The sequence below is a fragment of the Rhodococcus sp. B50 genome, from assembly GCF_013602415.1.
In the GTDB taxonomy this organism is placed as follows: domain Bacteria; phylum Actinomycetota; class Actinomycetes; order Mycobacteriales; family Mycobacteriaceae; genus Rhodococcus.
In genome coordinates, this window is record NZ_WPAG02000002.1 from 252,286 (window position 1) to 268,505 (window position 16,220).

Consider the following 16,220-nt stretch of genomic DNA (forward strand, 5'->3'; position numbering starts at 1 on the left):
TCACACGACCGCCCCTGCGCCCGTACTGCGCGGATAGACTGCCGGTCATGTTCTTCGGATGGCGGAACGGTGCAGCGATATGCGTCGTTCTCCTGTCCTGGCTCGTCACCACCGTCGTGCCGGTCACCGCGGTGTCCGCCGGCGAGACCGCCGGACTGCTCGTCGGACTGCTGGTGGTGGTCCTCGCGACGCTCGCGTTCGTCGCCGCCCCGTCGTTCGCCTTCGGCCGCAGTGTCCGAGGGCCGATCTCCGAGGAACGACGCCTGCGCGGCGGGTTCCGTCGCCACTCCCACCCCGACACCGCCGGACGGCCACGTCCACGCTCACCCGGTTCCGTCCTCGCCCTCGACACTTCGTCCGACGAGGACCACCGGGAGACCTTCCATGTCCGAGCCCATCCGATGCGGCGCACCCGCCGTGTCCGTCCGGAACGCTCGCCGTTCGTTCGGTGACCTGACCGTCTTCGCCGGGGTGAACGTCGACGTCGCCCCGGGCCGATGCTGTGCTGTGATCGGAGCGAACGGCACCGGCAAATCCACCCTGCTCAGATGCATCGTCGGCGCGGACCGGCTCGACGAGGGCGTCGTCGAGATCGACGGCGTCCCCGTCGACGAGAGCTCCCCGGCACTGCGCCGACGGGTCGCCGCAGTCCTCGGCGACGTCGCGACGTTCGCGCATCTCACCGCGCACGAGCACCTGCAACTCGTCGCGACCGGTCACGGTGTGACCGACCCGTTCGCCGCCGCGACCGGGGTTCTCGAGGAGGTCGGTCTCGCCGCGTCGGCGGATCGACTGCCGGTGACCTTCTCGAGCGGGCAACGCCGCCGGCTCGCCCTGGCCTCCGCGCTGGTACGACCGCGACGGCTGCTCGTGCTCGACGAACCCGAGCAACATCTCGACGACGCCGGTCGCCGGTGGCTGGCGTCCACGCTCACGGCCGAGAAGCATGCCGGCGGCACCGTGCTGATGGTCTCGCACGATGCCGGGCTGGTGGACGCGATTGCCGATCCGGTCGTGGAGGCGGACCGATGGCACTGACCGCGAGTGTCCCCAACGCGCGGGATCTCCGCGCGCTCCGGCGCAGCTTCGAGCGTCGCCACGCCCCGTTCGCGGATCGTCCCGCTGCGGTCGTGCTGATCCTCCTCGGCCTGTATGTGGGTGGGGGACTGGCGTGGTGGTTGTTCTCCCTGCCGTCGACGACGGTCGCCTGCTCGGCTCCGATCGAACGTGAAGCGGCGTGCACCTCGGCGTGGGGATGGGCGGTCGTCGCGGTCGCCGTCGCGGTGGGGGCGGCGTCCGCCCGGGCCGCCGGGCCGGTGACGTGCGGCGCCGAGACGGAGTTCTGGCTGCTGTCCACACCGATGGATCGCGGAGCGGTGCTGCGGCCCAGGGTCGCAGCGATCCTGATCGGTGGTGCGGTTGCGGGTGCCCTCGTGGGGCGGCTCGCGACCTTCGTGGCCGCCCCGCCGGATCGGATCACGTTTACGCTGCTCACCGTCGCACTCGGTGTCGGTGCCGTCGCCCTTCCGATCCTCGCGCAGTGCCGGGTGCTCCCGCCCGCCGTCGTGAGCGTCATGATCCGGCTGTGTTTCCTCGTCCTACCGGGCGTGGTGCTCGCCGCCGCCGCCGACGTGCCGGTGCCGCCGCCGGGCCCGGTGCTCGTCGCCGTCGTCTGGACCGTCGTTGCGGCACCGGTGATCTCGTCGCTGTTCGGGTGCGGCAGGATCGCCGCACCCGAGTGGAGGGCGGGAGCGGACACCGCGGTGGGTGTGTCGGCCTCGCTGACCGTACTGGACCCGGCACTGCTGGTCGACGTGGTCGAGCACAAGGCGTGGGTCCGCATCGGATCCCGTCGTTCGCGGGCACTGCCGCGCGGCCGGATCCCGGCGCTCGTCCGCTCCGACCTGCTCCGTCACGCCCGCCGGCCCGCACCCGTGCTCGTCGCGGGCGTCGCTCTGCTCGGCGTCGCGGTGCTCGTGTCGGTCGTGTCGCCGCCCGCCGCCGCGATCGTGCACCTCGTCACCGTCTTCGCCGTGGCTGTGGCATTCGGTGCGGGCCTGCGCGACGTGTGCCGCGACCGCGATGTCGCCGTTCTGCTCGGCGCGAGCGACTCGCAGCTGCGTCTCGCCCTCTCGGTGGTCCCGGGGTCGGTCGCGGTGATCGCCGTCGTCGTGACGACTCTCGCCGGGAGTGCATCGGTGGTGAGCGTCGCGATCGGGCTCGTCGGCGGATGCGCGGCCGCCTACCGGATGCGCACGCGACCTCCGATCGGGTACGACGGTCTGATTCTCGAGACGGCGGTCGGGCAGATCCCGGTCGACCTGCTCCGGCAGTGGGCCCGGGGACCGGACCTACTCGTCGTCTGCGCGTGGCTCGTCGCCGTGCTCGCCTGAGCCGCGCGGGAACCGGTGCCGTGCCCGGGACAGATCGACCCTGTCGCCGGAGATCGGGACGCCTTCGAGTTCGAGGCGTGCAAGCTGCCGTCGGGCGATGTGCGCGGCCGGTCGTCCGGAGGCCGGGACCACGCGATGCCACGGCAGGTCGGCGGAATCGGTCCGCATGATCCAGCCCACGGTCCGCGCACTCGACAGGCCCGCGGCGCCGGCGATGTCGCCGTAGGTCACGACCGTGCCCGCGGGCACCGAGGCCACGAGCTCCCGGACCCGCTCGATCTGCTCGTCCGTGGTGACCACCGGCTACACCATCCGGGCCACGAGCTCGGCGGTCTCGGCGGGACGCGCCTGATCGATCATGTGGTCGCAGTCGAATTCGAGCACGGTCAAGTCGTCGCCGAGCCGCTCCGCGAGGTCACGACGGAAATCCGCCGTGGTGTACGGGGGCTGCACCTTCCCGGCCCGCACGAAGATCGTCGGGATGCCGGACGGCGGCAGGACGGGTTCGCGGGCGAGCTCGCCCCACGAGGTGACCAGGGCCGGGACGCACAGCCGCCAGTTGACGCGCCCCGAGTCCAGCTCGACGAGGTGTTCGGCGATCTCCTCGTCGAGCAGCTCGGGTGCCACCTCACTCCAGTCGCCGTGGACCTTCTCTGCCCGGGCTTCGGCCTCGTCCGTGTAGTCGGGATGACGGTAGGTGAGGTCGGCGATCTCGAGCATCCGGTCGGCCGGGAGACCGATCGCCGGATCGAGGAGCACCAGGGCCCGCACCCGGTCGGGCGCCGCGGCGGCGAGGTGCAGTGCGAGTGCACCGCCGAACGAGTGCCCCACCACTGTGACGGGACCTGTGGTGTGCGCGTCCAGCACCGCCGTCAGGTCGGCGACGTGGGCTTCGAACGACCACGGGGGCGTCCACGGCGATCGTCCGTGCCCGCGCAGGTCGGGAGCGACGAACCGCAGGTGGGGCAGGTGTCGGTCCGCGAGGTTCCGCCAGCGCCGGCCGTGACCGGTGAGGCCGTGCAGCGCGAGGACCTGAGGTCCGTCGACGGGGCCGAACAGATGGGTGTGCAGAAGGTCCGTGGCGCTCACGCCGACCACTATCGCAGTCGTCGTGGCACTACGCACCGTCCACTACGCGCTGTGGACCGGATCTGTCGTACCGGTCTGGTGGGATGGGATCATGCTCGACGTCGATACCGGCACCCCCGGCCTGCACCCACCACGGGCGCAGGTCACCGACCTGCCTGCCACCGTCTCGCGCATGTCCGAACCCCAGGTCCCCGATCGTGTCCGTCGCCCGGCCGCGCGCCTGGTGCGCAGGTCCGGCGAGGCACCGGTGGCACGCGAGTGGCCCGACGACGTGCGCGTGGTGTTCGCCGACGCCCCTCCTGCTCTCCGCTGGCGGCCGTGGCAGGTCCTCGGCGGGCCCGGCACGGGCAAGACGTCCCTGCTCGTCGATCTCGCGGTCCATCGCATCGCGAACGGCGCCGATCCGGAGTCGGTGCTGATCCTCACCCATTCGCGGCGGGCGGCCACTGCCGTGCGCGAGGCGATCACGGCCGGCCTGATCGCGCTCGGCGACGGTGCCGTGCCCCGCGCCACGCGGGAGCCCCTCGTCCGTACCGTCCACTCGTATGCCTTCGCGGTGCTGCGCTTGCAGGCGTCGGCGCACGGCAACCCGCCACCCCGTCTGATCACCGGCGCCGAACAGGACGCCGTCCTGCGCGAACTGCTGCGCGGCGACATCGACGACGGCGCCGGCATGTGGCCCGAACGGTTGCGTCCGGCGCTCGGCATGACGGGTTTCGCCGTCGAACTGCGCGATCTCATGCTGCGGGCGAACGAGCGCGGTCTCGGTCCGGAGGATCTGGTCGCGCTCGGCGAGCGGCGCGGTCGTCCGGAGTGGGTCGCGGCCGGGCGTTTCGCGGAGCGGTACGAGCAGGTGATGCTGTTGCGCGGCGCCGTCGGGCTCGAGGCTCCCGAGGCCACCGCTCCCGCGCTCGACGCGGCCGAACTCGTCGGTGCGGCGCTCGCGGCGTTCGCCACCGATCCCGATCTGCTCGCCTCAGAGCGCGGCCGGATCCGCCATCTGCTCGTCGACGATGCCCAGCATCTCGATCCGCAGGCTGCCGATCTCGTCCGCGTGATCGGTACCGGTACCCGCACGAGCACGATTGCCGGCGACCCCGACCAGGCCGTCTTCGGATTCCGCGGCGCCGACACGTCTTTCCTCGAGAGCCTCGGCGAGGCCGACGGATCGCGCCGGATCGTGTTGGGCGTCAACCATCGCGCCGCTCCCGAGGTGGCGTCCCTCGCCGACGGTATCGCGCGCCGGCTGCCGGGTCTGCCGCCTCACCGCGGCATGGCCGCCCACCGCGAGCCGCAGGGCGATCCCGGCCGGGTGCGGGTGGCGGTGTGCTCGTCGCAGGCCAAGGAAGCGGCGCTGGTCGCCGACACCTTGCGTCGATCCCACCTGGTCGACGGCGTGCCGTGGTCGCGGATGGCGATCGTCGTCCGGTCCGTGCCCCGGGTGCTCGCACCGCTGCGCCGCGCGCTGCTCGCGGCGGGTGTCCCGATGACGACCGCCGCATCCGAACTGCCGCTGGCCCGCCAGCACAGCGTCGCGGGGCTGCTGCTCGTGCTGCGCGCGGTGTCCGGCAGTGGCTTCGGAGGCGAGGAAGCGCTGGCCCTGCTGTCCGGGCCCATCGGCGGCGCCGAACCGGTTGCGCTACGGAGGCTGCGGCGTGGTCTGCGACGGGTCGAGCTCGCGTCGGGCAACGACCGCGATTCCGCCGAACTGCTGCGCATCCTGCTCACCGCGGCCGACGACACCGCCGAGAACGCGCACCTCGTACGGGGGCTGACCGATGTCGAGGCGGCACCGTTGAAGAAGGTGCTCGGTGTGCTGCGCAAGGCCCGCTCGGCGGCGCTGCGCGGGGGTGGCCTCGAGGACGTGCTGTGGGAGGCATGGCAGGCCACCGGACTCGAACGGCGATGGGCCGTCGCGTCGGCCTGGGGCGGACCGATCGGTGCGCAGGCCGACCGCGATCTCGACGGGGTCGTGGCGCTGTTCGACGCCGCCGCCGACTACGTCGACCGTCTGCCCCGCGCGCATATCGCGGGATTCGTCGACTACCTCACCGAGCAGGAGATCCCCGCCACGTCCCGTACCCGCGTGGCTGCCGAATCCGAAGCGGTCACGGTCGTCAGCGCGCACTCCGCCGCCGGTCGCGAATGGGACGTCGTCGTGGTCGCCGGCGTCCAGGAAGGCCTGTGGCCGAGCCTGCGGGCCCGCGGCACCCTGCTCGGCATCGAAGCCCTACTCGACGCCGTCTCCGGTGCCGATGGTGGCGACGACGCTGCTGCGCGGCTGTCCCGCACCGCCCCGCTCCTCGCCGAGGAGCGGCGCCTTTTCCTCGTCGCCTGCAGTCGCGCCCGCACCCACCTTCTCGTCACCGCCGTCGACTCGGTGAGCGGCGACAGCGAACTCGTCCGCTCCCGTTTCGTCGACGAATTGCGCGGTGGCGACACCGATGACATCGACGCACCCGACGATCTCCCCGCAGACCCGGTGCCCGACGAGGTCCGCACCCGGGTGCTGGCCCTGCCTGCTCTCGTCGCCGAACTGCGCAGCGTGGTGTGCGATCCGGAGATCGCCGACACCGAACCCGAACGGCAGCGGCGGGCCGCCCAGCAACTCGCGCGGCTCGCACGCGCCGGGGTACGCGGCGCCCACCCCGACGAGTGGTACGGCACCGCCGACCCCAGCACCGCCGACCCGCTGTGGGATCCCGACGACGACGCGGTGCGGTTGTCTCCGTCCACGGTCGAGCAGCTCACGGCCTGCCCGCTGCGGTGGATGTTCGAGCGGCACGGCGGTTCCGACGGCGAGAACAGCCACGCCGTCACCGGCACCCTCGTGCACACCCTCGTCCAGGCGCTCGCCGGGCGCATCCCGCCCGACCGCATCGATCAGGCGCTCGAGAAGGCATGGGACTCGGTCGATCTGGGGGCCGACTGGTATGCGCGACGCGAACTCGAACGCACCCGCCGCATGCTCGACACCTTCTCGACCTGGTTGCAGGGCACGCGCGGAGAACTCACGGAGATCGGTGTCGAGGTCAAGGTCGACGGCATTCTCGAACCCGACTCCGACGACAAGCCTCGGGTACGGCTCCGCGGCCGCATCGACCGGCTCGAACGCGACGCCGAGGGCCGCCCGGTCGTCATCGACGTCAAGACTGCGAAGAACCCGGTGTCCAAGGACGCCGCGCGCGACCACGCCCAGCTCGCCGCCTACCAGGTGGCCGCGGCGGCCGGCGCGATCGAGGGCGAACCGGCCGCGACACCCGGCGGCGCGCGCCTGGTCTTCGTGGCGAAGCCGCACAACAAGGAAGGCGCGACGCAGCGTGTGCAGCCGCCCCTCGACGAGGAGGGTCTCGTGCAGTGGCGGGAGATCATCCACGATGCCGCGGCCGCGACCCGCGGCCCGCGCTTCGTCGCGAGGGTCAACGACGGGTGCCGGCACTGCCCGGTGCTGTCGAGCTGCCCGGCGCACGACGAAGGCAGGCAGGTGACCGGAGAATGAGCGCACCACGGGTGAGTGCGAGGCGCCTCGCGGAGGCACTGGGGCAGTTGCCGCCCACGACGGAACAGGCAGCGGTCATCGAGGCCCCGCCCGGACCGATGCTGGTCGTCGCCGGAGCCGGCGCCGGCAAGACCGAGACGATGGCGGCCCGGGTGGTGTGGCTCGTCGCCAACGGGCTCGTCGAACCCGAGCAGGTACTGGGCCTGACCTTCACTCGCAAGGCCGCGCAGCAGCTCACGGCCCGCATCCGGGCGCGTCTCGCCAAGCTCGCCGGGTCGGCGCTGCTCCGCGACCTCGACCCGAGCGGTGGGTTACGGGGCCGGATCCTGGGCAGCGAACCCGAGGTGAGCACGTACCACGCGTACGCAGGTCGTCTGCTCGCCGAGCACGGTCTGCTGCTGCCCATCGAACCGTCGGCGACCCTGCTGTCCGAGACAGAGCTGTGGCAGGTCGCGCACCGAGTGGTCAGCTCGTGGGACGGCGAGCTCGACACCGACCGCAATCCCGCGTCGGTGACCGAGGCCGTGCTCGCCCTGTCCGGTCAGCTCGCCGAGCACCTCGTCGAACCGGATCGGCTGCGCGACGCCCACATCGAACTCGAACAGCTCGTGCACACCCTCCCGCCCGGCCCGGGGCAGCGGGGAGCGCCGTCGAAGACCCTGCTCGGATACCTCGACACCCAGCACGCGCGTCTACAGCTGCTTCCGCTCGTCGAACGGCTGTCCGAGACCCTGCGTCGCGAAGGCGCCCTCGACTTCGGCAGCCAGATGTCACTCGCCGCGCGGGTCGCCCGCGATCATCCCGAGGTGGGCGTCGGTGAGCGGAGCCGGTACCGGGCCGTGCTGCTCGACGAGTACCAGGACACCGGGCACGCCCAGCGCGTCCTGCTCGCCGCGTTGTTCGGCGGCGGCGCCGATCCGGGCCTGGCGGTGACCGCAGTGGGCGATCCGATGCAGTCCATCTACGGCTGGCGCGGGGCCTCGGCCGCCAACCTGCCGCGCTTCGCGAGCGACTTCCCGGCGTCCGACGGAGCACCGGCGCCCACCCGTGAGCTGCTCACCAGTTGGCGCAACCCGCCGCAGGCCCTCGAACTGGCGAATGTCTCGTCCGAACCACTGCGCGATCGAGGCGTGTCGGTCAGCCGGTTACGTCCCCGACCCGACGCGACCGCCGGCGACGTCCGGCTCGCGGTGCACCCCGACGTCGCGACCGAACGCGACTGGGTGGCAGACCGGATCGCCGCCGAGTACGCCGCCGCACGCGAGGACGGGCGGAAGCCGCCGACGGCAGCTGTCCTGGTCCGCCGTAACGCCGACGCGGCGCCGATTGCCGAGGCACTGCGCGCCCGCGACCTTCCGGTGGAGGTCGTCGGCATCGGTGGGCTGCTGCACACTCCGGAAGTCGCCGATGTGCTCGCGATGCTGCGCCTGGCGGCGGACCCGCTCGCCGGAAGCGCGGCGGTGCGGGTACTCACCGGTGCCCGCTGGCAACTCGGTGCCGCCGACCTGAAGGCACTGTGGGAGCGCGCCCAGGAACTGGCCATCGCGGGCCGCTGGGGTGTCACCGGTGCGGTGACCGATCCCGACGCCCTCGACGACGCCCTCGATTCGGCGCTGCCCGGCGAATACGCCGACCAGGCCGGCCTCGCCGACGCGATCTCCGATCCCGGCGACAGTCACCGTTATTCGAAGTTCGGTCATGCGCGCATCGTCGCGCTGGGTCGCGAACTGACCTCCCTGCGGGAACGTCTCGGTCAGCCGCTCACCGAGCTCGTCGCCGAGGTCGAGCGGGTACTCGGTATCGGCATCGAGACCGAGGCCCGCGTGGGCAGCCGGCGCGGCGTCGCCGGCCGCGAACATCTCGATGCGTTCGCCGGTGTGGTCGCGTCCTATGCGGGACGGACGAACGCGACCCTTCCGGGTCTGCTGTCCTACCTCGCGGCGGCGGAGGAGATCGAGCAGGGTCTCGCGCCCGGTGAAGTGGAGGTCGACCCCGACCGCGTGCAGGTCCTCACCGTCCACTCGGCGAAGGGCCTCGAATGGGAGGTCGTCGCGGTCCCGCACGTCGCCGCCGGAGTCTTCCCGTCGTCCACGGCCGCCGCGACCTGGCTCGGATCCACGAGCGAACTGCCCCCGCACCTGCGTGGCGACCGGGTGCTGCCCGACGACGATCCGGGTAGTACCGACGGTGTTCCCGTGCTCGACCTCGGCGACGTCGCCGATCGCAAGATGCTCGAGCGGACCATCGACGCCCACAAGGACGCACTCAAACGGCGCAAGCTCGACGAGGACCGCCGCCTGTTCTACGTCGCCCTCACCCGCACCGAACGAGCCCTGTTCGTCTCCGGCCACCACTGGGGCGACACCGGATCCGAACCGAAGGGACCCTCGCCGTTCCTCGAGGAACTGCACGAGATCGTCACGGCGCGGCCCGAGCTCGGTTCGATCGACCACTGGGCGCCGGAACCCGAACCCGAGGACGAGAACCCCCTCACCGCGTCCCCCCGCAGCGCGCTGTGGCCGCGCGACCCGCTCGGTGCCCGGCGTGGGGACGTCGAACGCGGCGCAGCGCTCGTCCTCGCCGAGTTCGACGGCCCCGACCTCCCGACCGGGTACGACGACGATCCGGACGAGTGGGCAACCGACGTCGACGCATTGCTGGCCGAACGCGAACAGCGCGCCGAGCAGAGCGCCGAAGTGGTGTTGCCTGCGCAGCTGTCGGTGAGCCAGCTCGTCGACCTCGCTACCGACCCCGACGCTCTCGCGGCCCGGTTGCGACGCCCGTTGCCGTTCCGGCCCAACCCGCTCGCGCGTCGCGGCACGGCCTTCCACGCATGGCTCGAGCGCAGGTTCGGCGCGACTCGCCTGCTCGACCTCGACGAGCTTCCCGGCGCCGACGACGAGGACGGCGACGATTCGCACTTCGACCGGCTCCAGGAGGCGTTCCTGCGGTCGAAGTGGGCGTCGCGCAACCCCGTCGAGGTCGAGGTGCCGTTCGAAACTGCTCTGGGCGGCACCGTCATCCGTGGACGCATCGATGCGGTCTTCGACGATCCGGACGGAGGCTGGACGGTCATCGATTGGAAGACCGGCGCCGAGCCGGAAGGGGAGAAGCTCGCCGCGGTGGGAGTGCAGCTCGCCGCCTACCGTCTCGCCTGGGCGCAGTTGATGGCGGCACGCACCGAGCGGCTCACCGGCCGACCGGCCGAACTGCCGCTGCACAAGGTCCGAGCGGCCTTCCACTACGTCCGTACCGGACGCACCGTCGCACCCGAAGAGCTGCCCGGTGCGGCGATGCTCGAACGGCTCGTTCTCGAAGCGGGAAACCTGCGGCGCGAATCCACCGCGGATTCCGAGGCGGGCTACTAGTAGGACTTTGTTAGGTTTTTCACTTCGGGTGTGAGGGCTCGAGATTCGGCGTGATTCTCGAGACGATGACGGGGTGGATCCCGCAACCCTGACCGCTGTCGGTGAATGTCTCGATGCGTTTGTCGAGGAGGTGTTCTCCTCGCTCACACGCAAGGACCAGCGGGCGACAGCAGGGGTGTACACGCGGGGATTGATGCTCGACGGGCGCCGCAAATCGATGCAACCCATGGCCGAGCGACTGGGGGTCGATCACCAACGCCTGCAGCAGTTTGTGACCACGTCACCGTGGGACGTGGTCCCCGTCCGGAAAACACTGTCCCGCAGAACATGTGATCTGATCGAACCGGACGCGTGGGTCATCGACGACACCGGATTCGCCAAGGACGGCGACCGCTCCCCGGGCGTGGCCCGACAGTACTCGGGCACCCTCGGCAAGGTCGGCAACTGCCAGATCGCGGTCAGCGTGCACGCCGCCACCGACGTCGCCTCGGCCCCGTTGGATTGGCGCCTGTTCCTGCCCGAGAGCTGGGACGATCGGTCCACCACCGATCCGGACGCGGTCGCCGCGATCACCGCCCGCCGGACGCGGTCGGCGATCCCCGACACCGAGCATCATCGCCGCAAGTGGGAAATGGCGATCGAGATGATCGACGAGATGCTCGAGTGGGGCAGGACCCCACCGACGGTGGTCGCGGACGCCGGCTACGGCGACGCCACCGCCTTCCGCCTCGCGCTGACCGAACGGGGTATCGGCTACGTCCTCGCCGTCAAGGGCGCCACCACTGCGCATCTCGGCGACGCGACCGTCGAGACGGTGCCCTACCGTGGCCGGGGACGCCCACCGACACCCCGCTACGGGCCGCCATCGACCTGCAAGGACCTCGTTCTGGCGGCCGGAACCTCGGCGCTGACCGAGGTGACCTGGCGCCGTGGCAGCAAGGCCGACCCCGGCAACCGGACCGCGGCGATGCGCTCGCGGTTCGCCGCCATGCGGGTCCGCCCGGCAAACCGTGACATCACCCGCGCCGAGGACGGCACCCTGCCGCAGGGGTGGTTGCTCGCCGAATGGCCCACCGGCGCCGACGAACCCACCGATTTCTGGCTCGCCACCCTGCCGGCGGACACGTCCCTCGAAGAACTCGTCCGCCTCGCCAAGATTCGCTGGCGTATCGAGCACGACTACCGGGAGCTGAAAACCGGTCTCGGGCTGGATCATTTCGAGGGCCGCTCCTGGCTGGGCTGGCATCACCACGTCACCCTGGTCACCGCCGCGCATCTGTTTCTGACCACCTTGCGGTTGACCGGCCCAAAAGTGAATGGGCAGGACTGACCCTGTACGGAATCGTGCGCGAACTCCAACGCGCACTTGCCCGTTGGATCGGTACCTGCCCACTTTGTCACCACACCTTCCCAACCTAACAAAGTCCTACTAGGAACGAATCGTGGCGACCTTCGTGCTGCTCCCCGGAGCCGGATCCGACTCGTGGTACTGGCATCGGGTGATCCCGCTGCTCGAACGCCGCGGGCACCGCACGATCGCGGTGGACCTGCCCTATGCGGACGGGTCGATGGACCAGTACGACTACGCCGATGTCGTCGTCGATGCCGTCCCGGAGGCGTCGTCTCCGCTGGTGGTGGTGGCTCAGTCGATGTCGGCCTTCACGGCGGTGCTCGTCGCCGAGCGGTGCACCGTCGACGAACTCGTCCTCGTCGCGCCGATGATCCCGGCGCCCGGCGAGTCGCCCGGCAGGTGGTGGGGGAACGTCGGGCACGAGGACGCGAGGCGGGAGCAGGACGTCGCCGCGGGTCGCGATCCCGATGCCCCGATGGATGTGCGCGAGTTGTTCTTCCACGATGTGCCCGAGGACGTCGTCGCCGACGCGTTCACCCGTGACGCATCCGCCCCGGCCGATGCGGCCTTCGAGCCTGCCTGGGACGCCGATCGGTGGCCGAGCGTGCCCGTGCGTGTCGTCGCCGGGCGCCACGACAGATTCCTTCCGCTGTCGCTCGTGACGCGCCTGTCGCACGAGCGCCTCGGTGTCGAACCCGAACTCGTCGACAGCGGTCATCTGCCGGCGCTGGCACGGCCGGCCGAACTCGCACAGATCCTGTTGTCGTCGCGGTGATGGAGTTCAGGGGCACGGCCCGAATCCGTTCGGGCTCAGGGGCACGGCCCGAATCCGTTCGGGCTCAGGGGCGCTGCCCTACGCCGGTGGCCATTTCGTGAGCCCGGCGCCCGGCGGTGTCGGGTGCCAGTGGAGCGGTGGGCATTCCGGCTCCCTCCCGCAGACCCGACAGGAACTCCTCGAGGATCTCGGGCGGCGAATACCGGGGTTCCCAGCCCAATTCGGTGCGGGCGCGGGTGCTGTCGAGCAGCGGAAGTTGCAGCACGGTGTCGAGCAGGCCGGGCGAGGCCGGGACGAGGTGCGCGTGCCACGCCGCCCGCACCGCCGCGCGGAGGGCCGCACGCGGCACCGGAATCTTCCTGGCGGAGAACATCTCCGACAGGAAGGCGCCGTCCACCGGCGGCTCCGTCGCAAGGTTGAACGCGCCGCGGACCGGCCGGACCGTCGCGCGGACGAAGGCATCGGCCACATCGCTCGTGTGCAACACCTGGGCTCGCAGATCCTCGACCAGCGGCATGAGGGGCAGCAATCCGCTCCGCAGCAGATTCCCCGGCAGCAGGGGGCCCACGAACAGGCGCCGCTGCGAGGTCGCCGATTCGCGCTTGAAGATGAAGTAGGGCCGCATCCGCACGATGCGGGTCTCGGGCGTCCGCAGTTCGAGCGTGTCGAGACAGCGCTCCAGATACGACTTCTCGCGAGGATAGGCGGCGCCCGGCCACCCGTGCGTGGGCCAGTCCTCGGTGACACGATCCGTCGAGCGGCCGGGCGAATAGGCCGCCACCGACGACGAGTAGATCAGTGCGGGAACCCTCTCGGCGGCCGCCGCCTCGAATACCGAGATCGCGCCGAGCACGTTGTTCTTCCAGGTCACCTCCGGGCGGTGGGTGGGCTGGAAGAGCCACGCCAGGTGGATCACCGCGTCGGCGCCCCGCACGATCGGACGGAAGTCGTCGGTGGTGGTGTCGGCGACTGTGAAGGTCGCCTTGGGGGAGGTCCACTCCGTCGGCCGTCGCGCGACGCCGACGATCTCCGTGACGGCGGGCTCCCTGCCGAGCGCCTCGACGATGCCGGTTCCCAGATTGCCGGTCGCGCCGACGACGACCACTTTCAGACCACGTCCGGTGTCCATACCGACGCATACCCGCTCGCTGTGACCTCAATCACTGCGAGTGGTCGATCGGTGGATCGCTCAGCGGGCCGAGGTGCGGCGGATCTTCAGGGCCTCGGTGACGAGCGGGATCTGCAGCGGCAGCCGGGCGAGGGACAAGGCCTTGGCGGCAGGGGAGAGCTTCGGACTGCGCAGCCACGTCACGGCCATCTGCAGGTTGGCGGGGAAGACCGCCAGGAACAACGCCGCGGCCAGGGAACCGCCGAGGCGACGGGTGCGGGGCACTGCGAGCGCGCCGGCGACAGCGATCTCCGCCACTCCGGAGGCGTAGGTGTAGGTACGGGCATCACCCGGCAGGGCGTGGGGCACGATGCCGTCGAAGGGTTCCGGTCGCACGAAGTGCAGGATCCCGACGCCGAGAAGAAGACCTGACAGCCGGATCGCAGAACGCTGCGCCGCTTTCGTGGACATGCGTGCCACACTAGCGCGCGGCGGTACGCTGCGATCCGGTATCGGGCGCAGTCCGTTCGGTACCGCGACGACCGAGGGTGGCCGCCAGTAAAGGCCGACAGCAGGAAGGTGGGACACCGCGATGCCCGGGAGGTTGCGTGCGCGGTTCAGCCGCTCCGATCAGCTCACCGAGCGCCCCGACTTCGCGCTCGTCGGTGTGCTGCGCGTACCCCAGGAACAGACCAGTCCCGGACTCGCGATCGCCCGTCGCATCGGCTACGCGTTCGCGGCGCTGTTCCTCGCGGTCGTCGTGGTCTACCTCGATCGCGACGGCTACCGCGACGCCCAGGGCGACGAGCTGTCGCTTCTGGACTGCGTCTACTACGCCACGGTCTCGCTCTCGACCACCGGCTACGGCGACATCACCCCGTTCACACCCGAAGCGCGTCTGATCAACATCCTGCTGATCACCCCGCTCCGGGTGTTCTTCCTCATCGTGCTGGTCGGCACCACTCTGTCGGCACTGACCGAGAGTTCCCGGCAAGCATTCAAGATCCAGCGTTGGAGGCGCCGCGTGCGTAATCACACCGTCGTCATCGGTTACGGCACCAAGGGCCGTACCGCGGTCGACGCCATGCTCGGCGACGGAGTACCTCCGTCCGAGATCGTCGTGGTCGACACCGATCCGGTGGTTCTCGAGTCCGCTGCCGGGCAGGGCCTGGTGACGGTTCAGGGTTCGGCGACGAAGTCCGATGTGCTCCGACTCGCCGGGGTGCAGCACGCGTCGGCGGTGATCGTCGCGGCGAACCGCGACGACACTGCGGTGCTCGTGACCCTCAGCGCCCGCGAGATCGCCCCGCGCGCGAAGATCGTCGCTGCCATCCGCGAATCGGAGAACACCCACCTGCTGCGTCAGTCCGGTGCCGACTCCGTGGTCATCTCGTCGGAGACGGCGGGTCGCCTGCTCGGTATCGCCACGACCACCCCGAACGTCGTCGAGATGATCGAGGACCTGCTCACGCCGGAAGCGGGATTCGCCATCACCGAACGCGATGTCGAGCCCAGCGAGGTCGGGGGATCCCCACGGCATCTGAAGGACATCGTCCTCGCCGTCGTCCGCGACGGGCGGATGTGGCGGATCGGTTCGCCCGAGGTCGACGCGCTCGAAGCGAACGACAAACTGCTCTACATCCGGCTGGTGGGTTCGCCGCCGGGCGCCATGCGTGGCTAGGGTGCTGATGTGACCGGTTTCGCTCTGTCGGGTACCCCGCTGCTCTCACGTACCGTCGTCGACCGGGCGGAGGAACTGCGTTCGGACGAGGACGCCCTGCGGTCCGGATGGGCCGACGCGAAGCTTCTGCGGGTCGATCGGCGGAACCAGGTCCGCGTATCCGACGGCGCGCTCGTGCTCGGCGAGGCGTCCGAGCTCGGTCCTGAGCCGGTCGCCGGCGCGATCTTCCTCGGCATCCGCGACGGACACCACGTCTGGGCCACGCGGGTCCTCGCCCAGACGGGCACGGTGGCCGACCTGCGGCGTGTCGGCGAACACCTCGACGATGCCGACGCCGACCTGATGGTCAGCGCGGTCGCCTTGCTGAACTGGCACGACAACGCCGGCTACAGCGCGGTCGACGGATCGCCCACCCGCCCGACGATGTCCGGCTGGTCGCGGATCAGCACCGAGACCGGGCACGAAGAGTTTCCGCGCACGGATCCGGCGATCATCTGCCTCGTGCACGACGGGCACGACCGTGTCCTGCTCGCCCGGCAGCCGGTGTGGCCCGAGCGGCGCTTCTCCGTCCTCGCGGGCTTCGTCGAAGCCGGTGAGTCCCTCGAATCGTGCGTGGTCCGGGAGATCCGCGAGGAGGTCGGCGTCGATGTACGCGACGTGCGGTATCTCGGCAGCCAGCCCTGGCCGTTCCCCCGGTCGCTCATGCTGGGCTTCGCGGCGGTCGCCGATCCCGAGCAGGCGCTGGACTTCCGCGACGGCGAGATCACCGAGGCGCGGTGGTTCACCCGTGAGGAGGTCCGCGCGGCACTGGCGACAGGCGACTGGGCCTCGGCCGACGACGCCCCGCTGCTGCTGCCCGGCTCGATCTCGATCGCGCGCGGGATGCTCGAGGGCTGGGCCAAGGAATGAACCGGGTTCGGGAATGAGAGAAGGCCGGCCGCGACGAACGCGACCGG

13 protein-coding genes are annotated in these 16,220 nt (G+C 70.9%); 9 read left to right on the forward strand and 4 right to left on the reverse strand.

Annotation, left to right across the window (positions count from 1 at the left end; all coding sequences use genetic code 11):
- The first annotated feature begins 47 nt into the window (after nt 1–47).
- The 3 genes from GON09_RS01490 to GON09_RS01500 are packed head-to-tail and all read left to right on the forward strand — an operon-like array spanning nt 48 to nt 2,393.
- Nucleotides 48–452, forward strand: coding sequence for a DUF6412 domain-containing protein (locus tag GON09_RS01490; RefSeq protein ID WP_213930290.1), 405 nt, complete (start codon nt 48–50; stop codon nt 450–452).
- The gene (locus tag GON09_RS01495) at nt 385–1,038 is read left to right on the forward strand and encodes an ABC transporter ATP-binding protein (RefSeq protein WP_244865341.1); all 654 of its coding nucleotides are present in this window, start codon (nt 385–387) and stop codon (nt 1,036–1,038) included. Before GON09_RS01490 ends, GON09_RS01495 begins: the two co-directional genes overlap by 68 nt.
- Entirely contained in the window at nt 1,029–2,393 is a 1,365-nt protein-coding gene (locus GON09_RS01500) for a DUF6297 family protein (RefSeq protein ID WP_213930291.1), read from the forward strand. The genes GON09_RS01495 and GON09_RS01500 overlap by 10 nt, the downstream gene beginning before the upstream one ends.
- Here the strand turns inward: GON09_RS01500 and GON09_RS01505 are convergent.
- On the reverse strand, nt 2,352–2,693 hold the full coding sequence (locus tag GON09_RS01505) for an MGMT family protein (RefSeq protein WP_213930292.1): 342 nt from the start codon (nt 2,691–2,693) through the stop codon (nt 2,352–2,354). The genes GON09_RS01500 and GON09_RS01505 overlap by 42 nt on opposite strands.
- A 3-nt stretch (nt 2,694–2,696) precedes the next feature.
- Nucleotides 2,697–3,482 (reverse strand): alpha/beta fold hydrolase, encoded by a 786-nt coding sequence (locus GON09_RS01510; RefSeq protein WP_213930293.1) that lies wholly within the window; start codon nt 3,480–3,482, stop codon nt 2,697–2,699.
- Nucleotides 3,483–3,654: 172 nt separating this feature from the next.
- Here GON09_RS01510 and GON09_RS01515 point away from each other — a divergent pair, with 172 nt between their 5' ends.
- From GON09_RS01515 to GON09_RS01530, 4 genes are all read left to right on the forward strand, one after another.
- On the forward strand, nt 3,655–6,981 hold the full coding sequence (locus GON09_RS01515; RefSeq protein ID WP_374195373.1) for an ATP-dependent helicase: 3,327 nt from the start codon (nt 3,655–3,657) through the stop codon (nt 6,979–6,981).
- Entirely contained in the window at nt 6,978–10,349 is a 3,372-nt protein-coding gene (locus GON09_RS01520) for an ATP-dependent helicase (RefSeq protein WP_213930294.1), read from the forward strand. Before GON09_RS01515 ends, GON09_RS01520 begins: the two co-directional genes overlap by 4 nt.
- Nucleotides 10,350–10,422: 73 nt before the next feature.
- Complete coding sequence (locus GON09_RS01525; protein WP_213930295.1) at nt 10,423–11,679, forward strand: IS701 family transposase; 1,257 nt, start codon at nt 10,423–10,425, stop codon at nt 11,677–11,679.
- Nucleotides 11,680–11,788: 109 nt separating this feature from the next.
- Nucleotides 11,789–12,475 carry an alpha/beta fold hydrolase gene (locus tag GON09_RS01530; protein WP_213934217.1) on the forward strand — a complete coding sequence of 229 codons (687 nt, stop codon included), beginning with the start codon at nt 11,789–11,791 and terminating at the stop codon, nt 12,473–12,475.
- Nucleotides 12,476–12,539: 64 nt separating this feature from the next.
- Here the strand turns inward: GON09_RS01530 and GON09_RS01535 are convergent, their stop codons facing one another.
- Together GON09_RS01535 and GON09_RS01540 are read right to left on the reverse strand one after the other, a co-directional pair.
- Entirely contained in the window at nt 12,540–13,604 is a 1,065-nt protein-coding gene (locus GON09_RS01535) for an NAD-dependent epimerase/dehydratase family protein (protein WP_213930296.1), read from the reverse strand.
- 60 nt (nt 13,605–13,664) lie between these two features.
- Nucleotides 13,665–14,054 carry a DoxX family protein gene (locus tag GON09_RS01540; RefSeq protein ID WP_213930297.1) on the reverse strand — a complete coding sequence of 130 codons (390 nt, stop codon included), beginning with the start codon at nt 14,052–14,054 and terminating at the stop codon, nt 13,665–13,667.
- Nucleotides 14,055–14,175: 121 nt separating this feature from the next.
- Here GON09_RS01540 and GON09_RS01545 point away from each other — a divergent pair, with 121 nt between their 5' ends.
- Both GON09_RS01545 and nudC read left to right on the forward strand, forming a co-directional pair.
- Nucleotides 14,176–15,264, forward strand: coding sequence for a potassium channel family protein (locus tag GON09_RS01545; RefSeq protein WP_213930298.1), 1,089 nt, complete (start codon nt 14,176–14,178; stop codon nt 15,262–15,264).
- 9 nt (nt 15,265–15,273) lie between these two features.
- Nucleotides 15,274–16,173 (forward strand): NAD(+) diphosphatase, encoded by a 900-nt coding sequence (gene nudC, locus GON09_RS01550; protein WP_213930299.1) that lies wholly within the window; start codon nt 15,274–15,276, stop codon nt 16,171–16,173.
- Nucleotides 16,174–16,220 lie beyond the last annotated feature (47 nt).

What these genes read in the sequence shown, in the direction of transcription:
- GON09_RS01535 (WP_213930296.1), bottom strand. Translation starts at nt 13,604, where the DNA reads ATGGACACCGGACGTGGTCTGAAAGTGGTCGTCGTCGGCGCGACCGGC.
- GON09_RS01545 (WP_213930298.1), top strand. Translation starts at nt 14,176, where the DNA reads ATGCCCGGGAGGTTGCGTGCGCGGTTCAGCCGCTCCGATCAGCTCACC.
- GON09_RS01495 (WP_244865341.1), top strand. Translation starts at nt 385, where the DNA reads ATGTCCGAGCCCATCCGATGCGGCGCACCCGCCGTGTCCGTCCGGAAC.
- GON09_RS01500 (WP_213930291.1), top strand. Translation starts at nt 1,029, where the DNA reads ATGGCACTGACCGCGAGTGTCCCCAACGCGCGGGATCTCCGCGCGCTC.
- GON09_RS01540 (WP_213930297.1), bottom strand. Translation starts at nt 14,054, where the DNA reads ATGTCCACGAAAGCGGCGCAGCGTTCTGCGATCCGGCTGTCAGGTCTT.
- GON09_RS01490 (WP_213930290.1), top strand. Translation starts at nt 48, where the DNA reads ATGTTCTTCGGATGGCGGAACGGTGCAGCGATATGCGTCGTTCTCCTG.
- GON09_RS01520 (WP_213930294.1), top strand. Translation starts at nt 6,978, where the DNA reads ATGAGCGCACCACGGGTGAGTGCGAGGCGCCTCGCGGAGGCACTGGGG.
- GON09_RS01515 (WP_374195373.1), top strand. Translation starts at nt 3,655, where the DNA reads ATGTCCGAACCCCAGGTCCCCGATCGTGTCCGTCGCCCGGCCGCGCGC.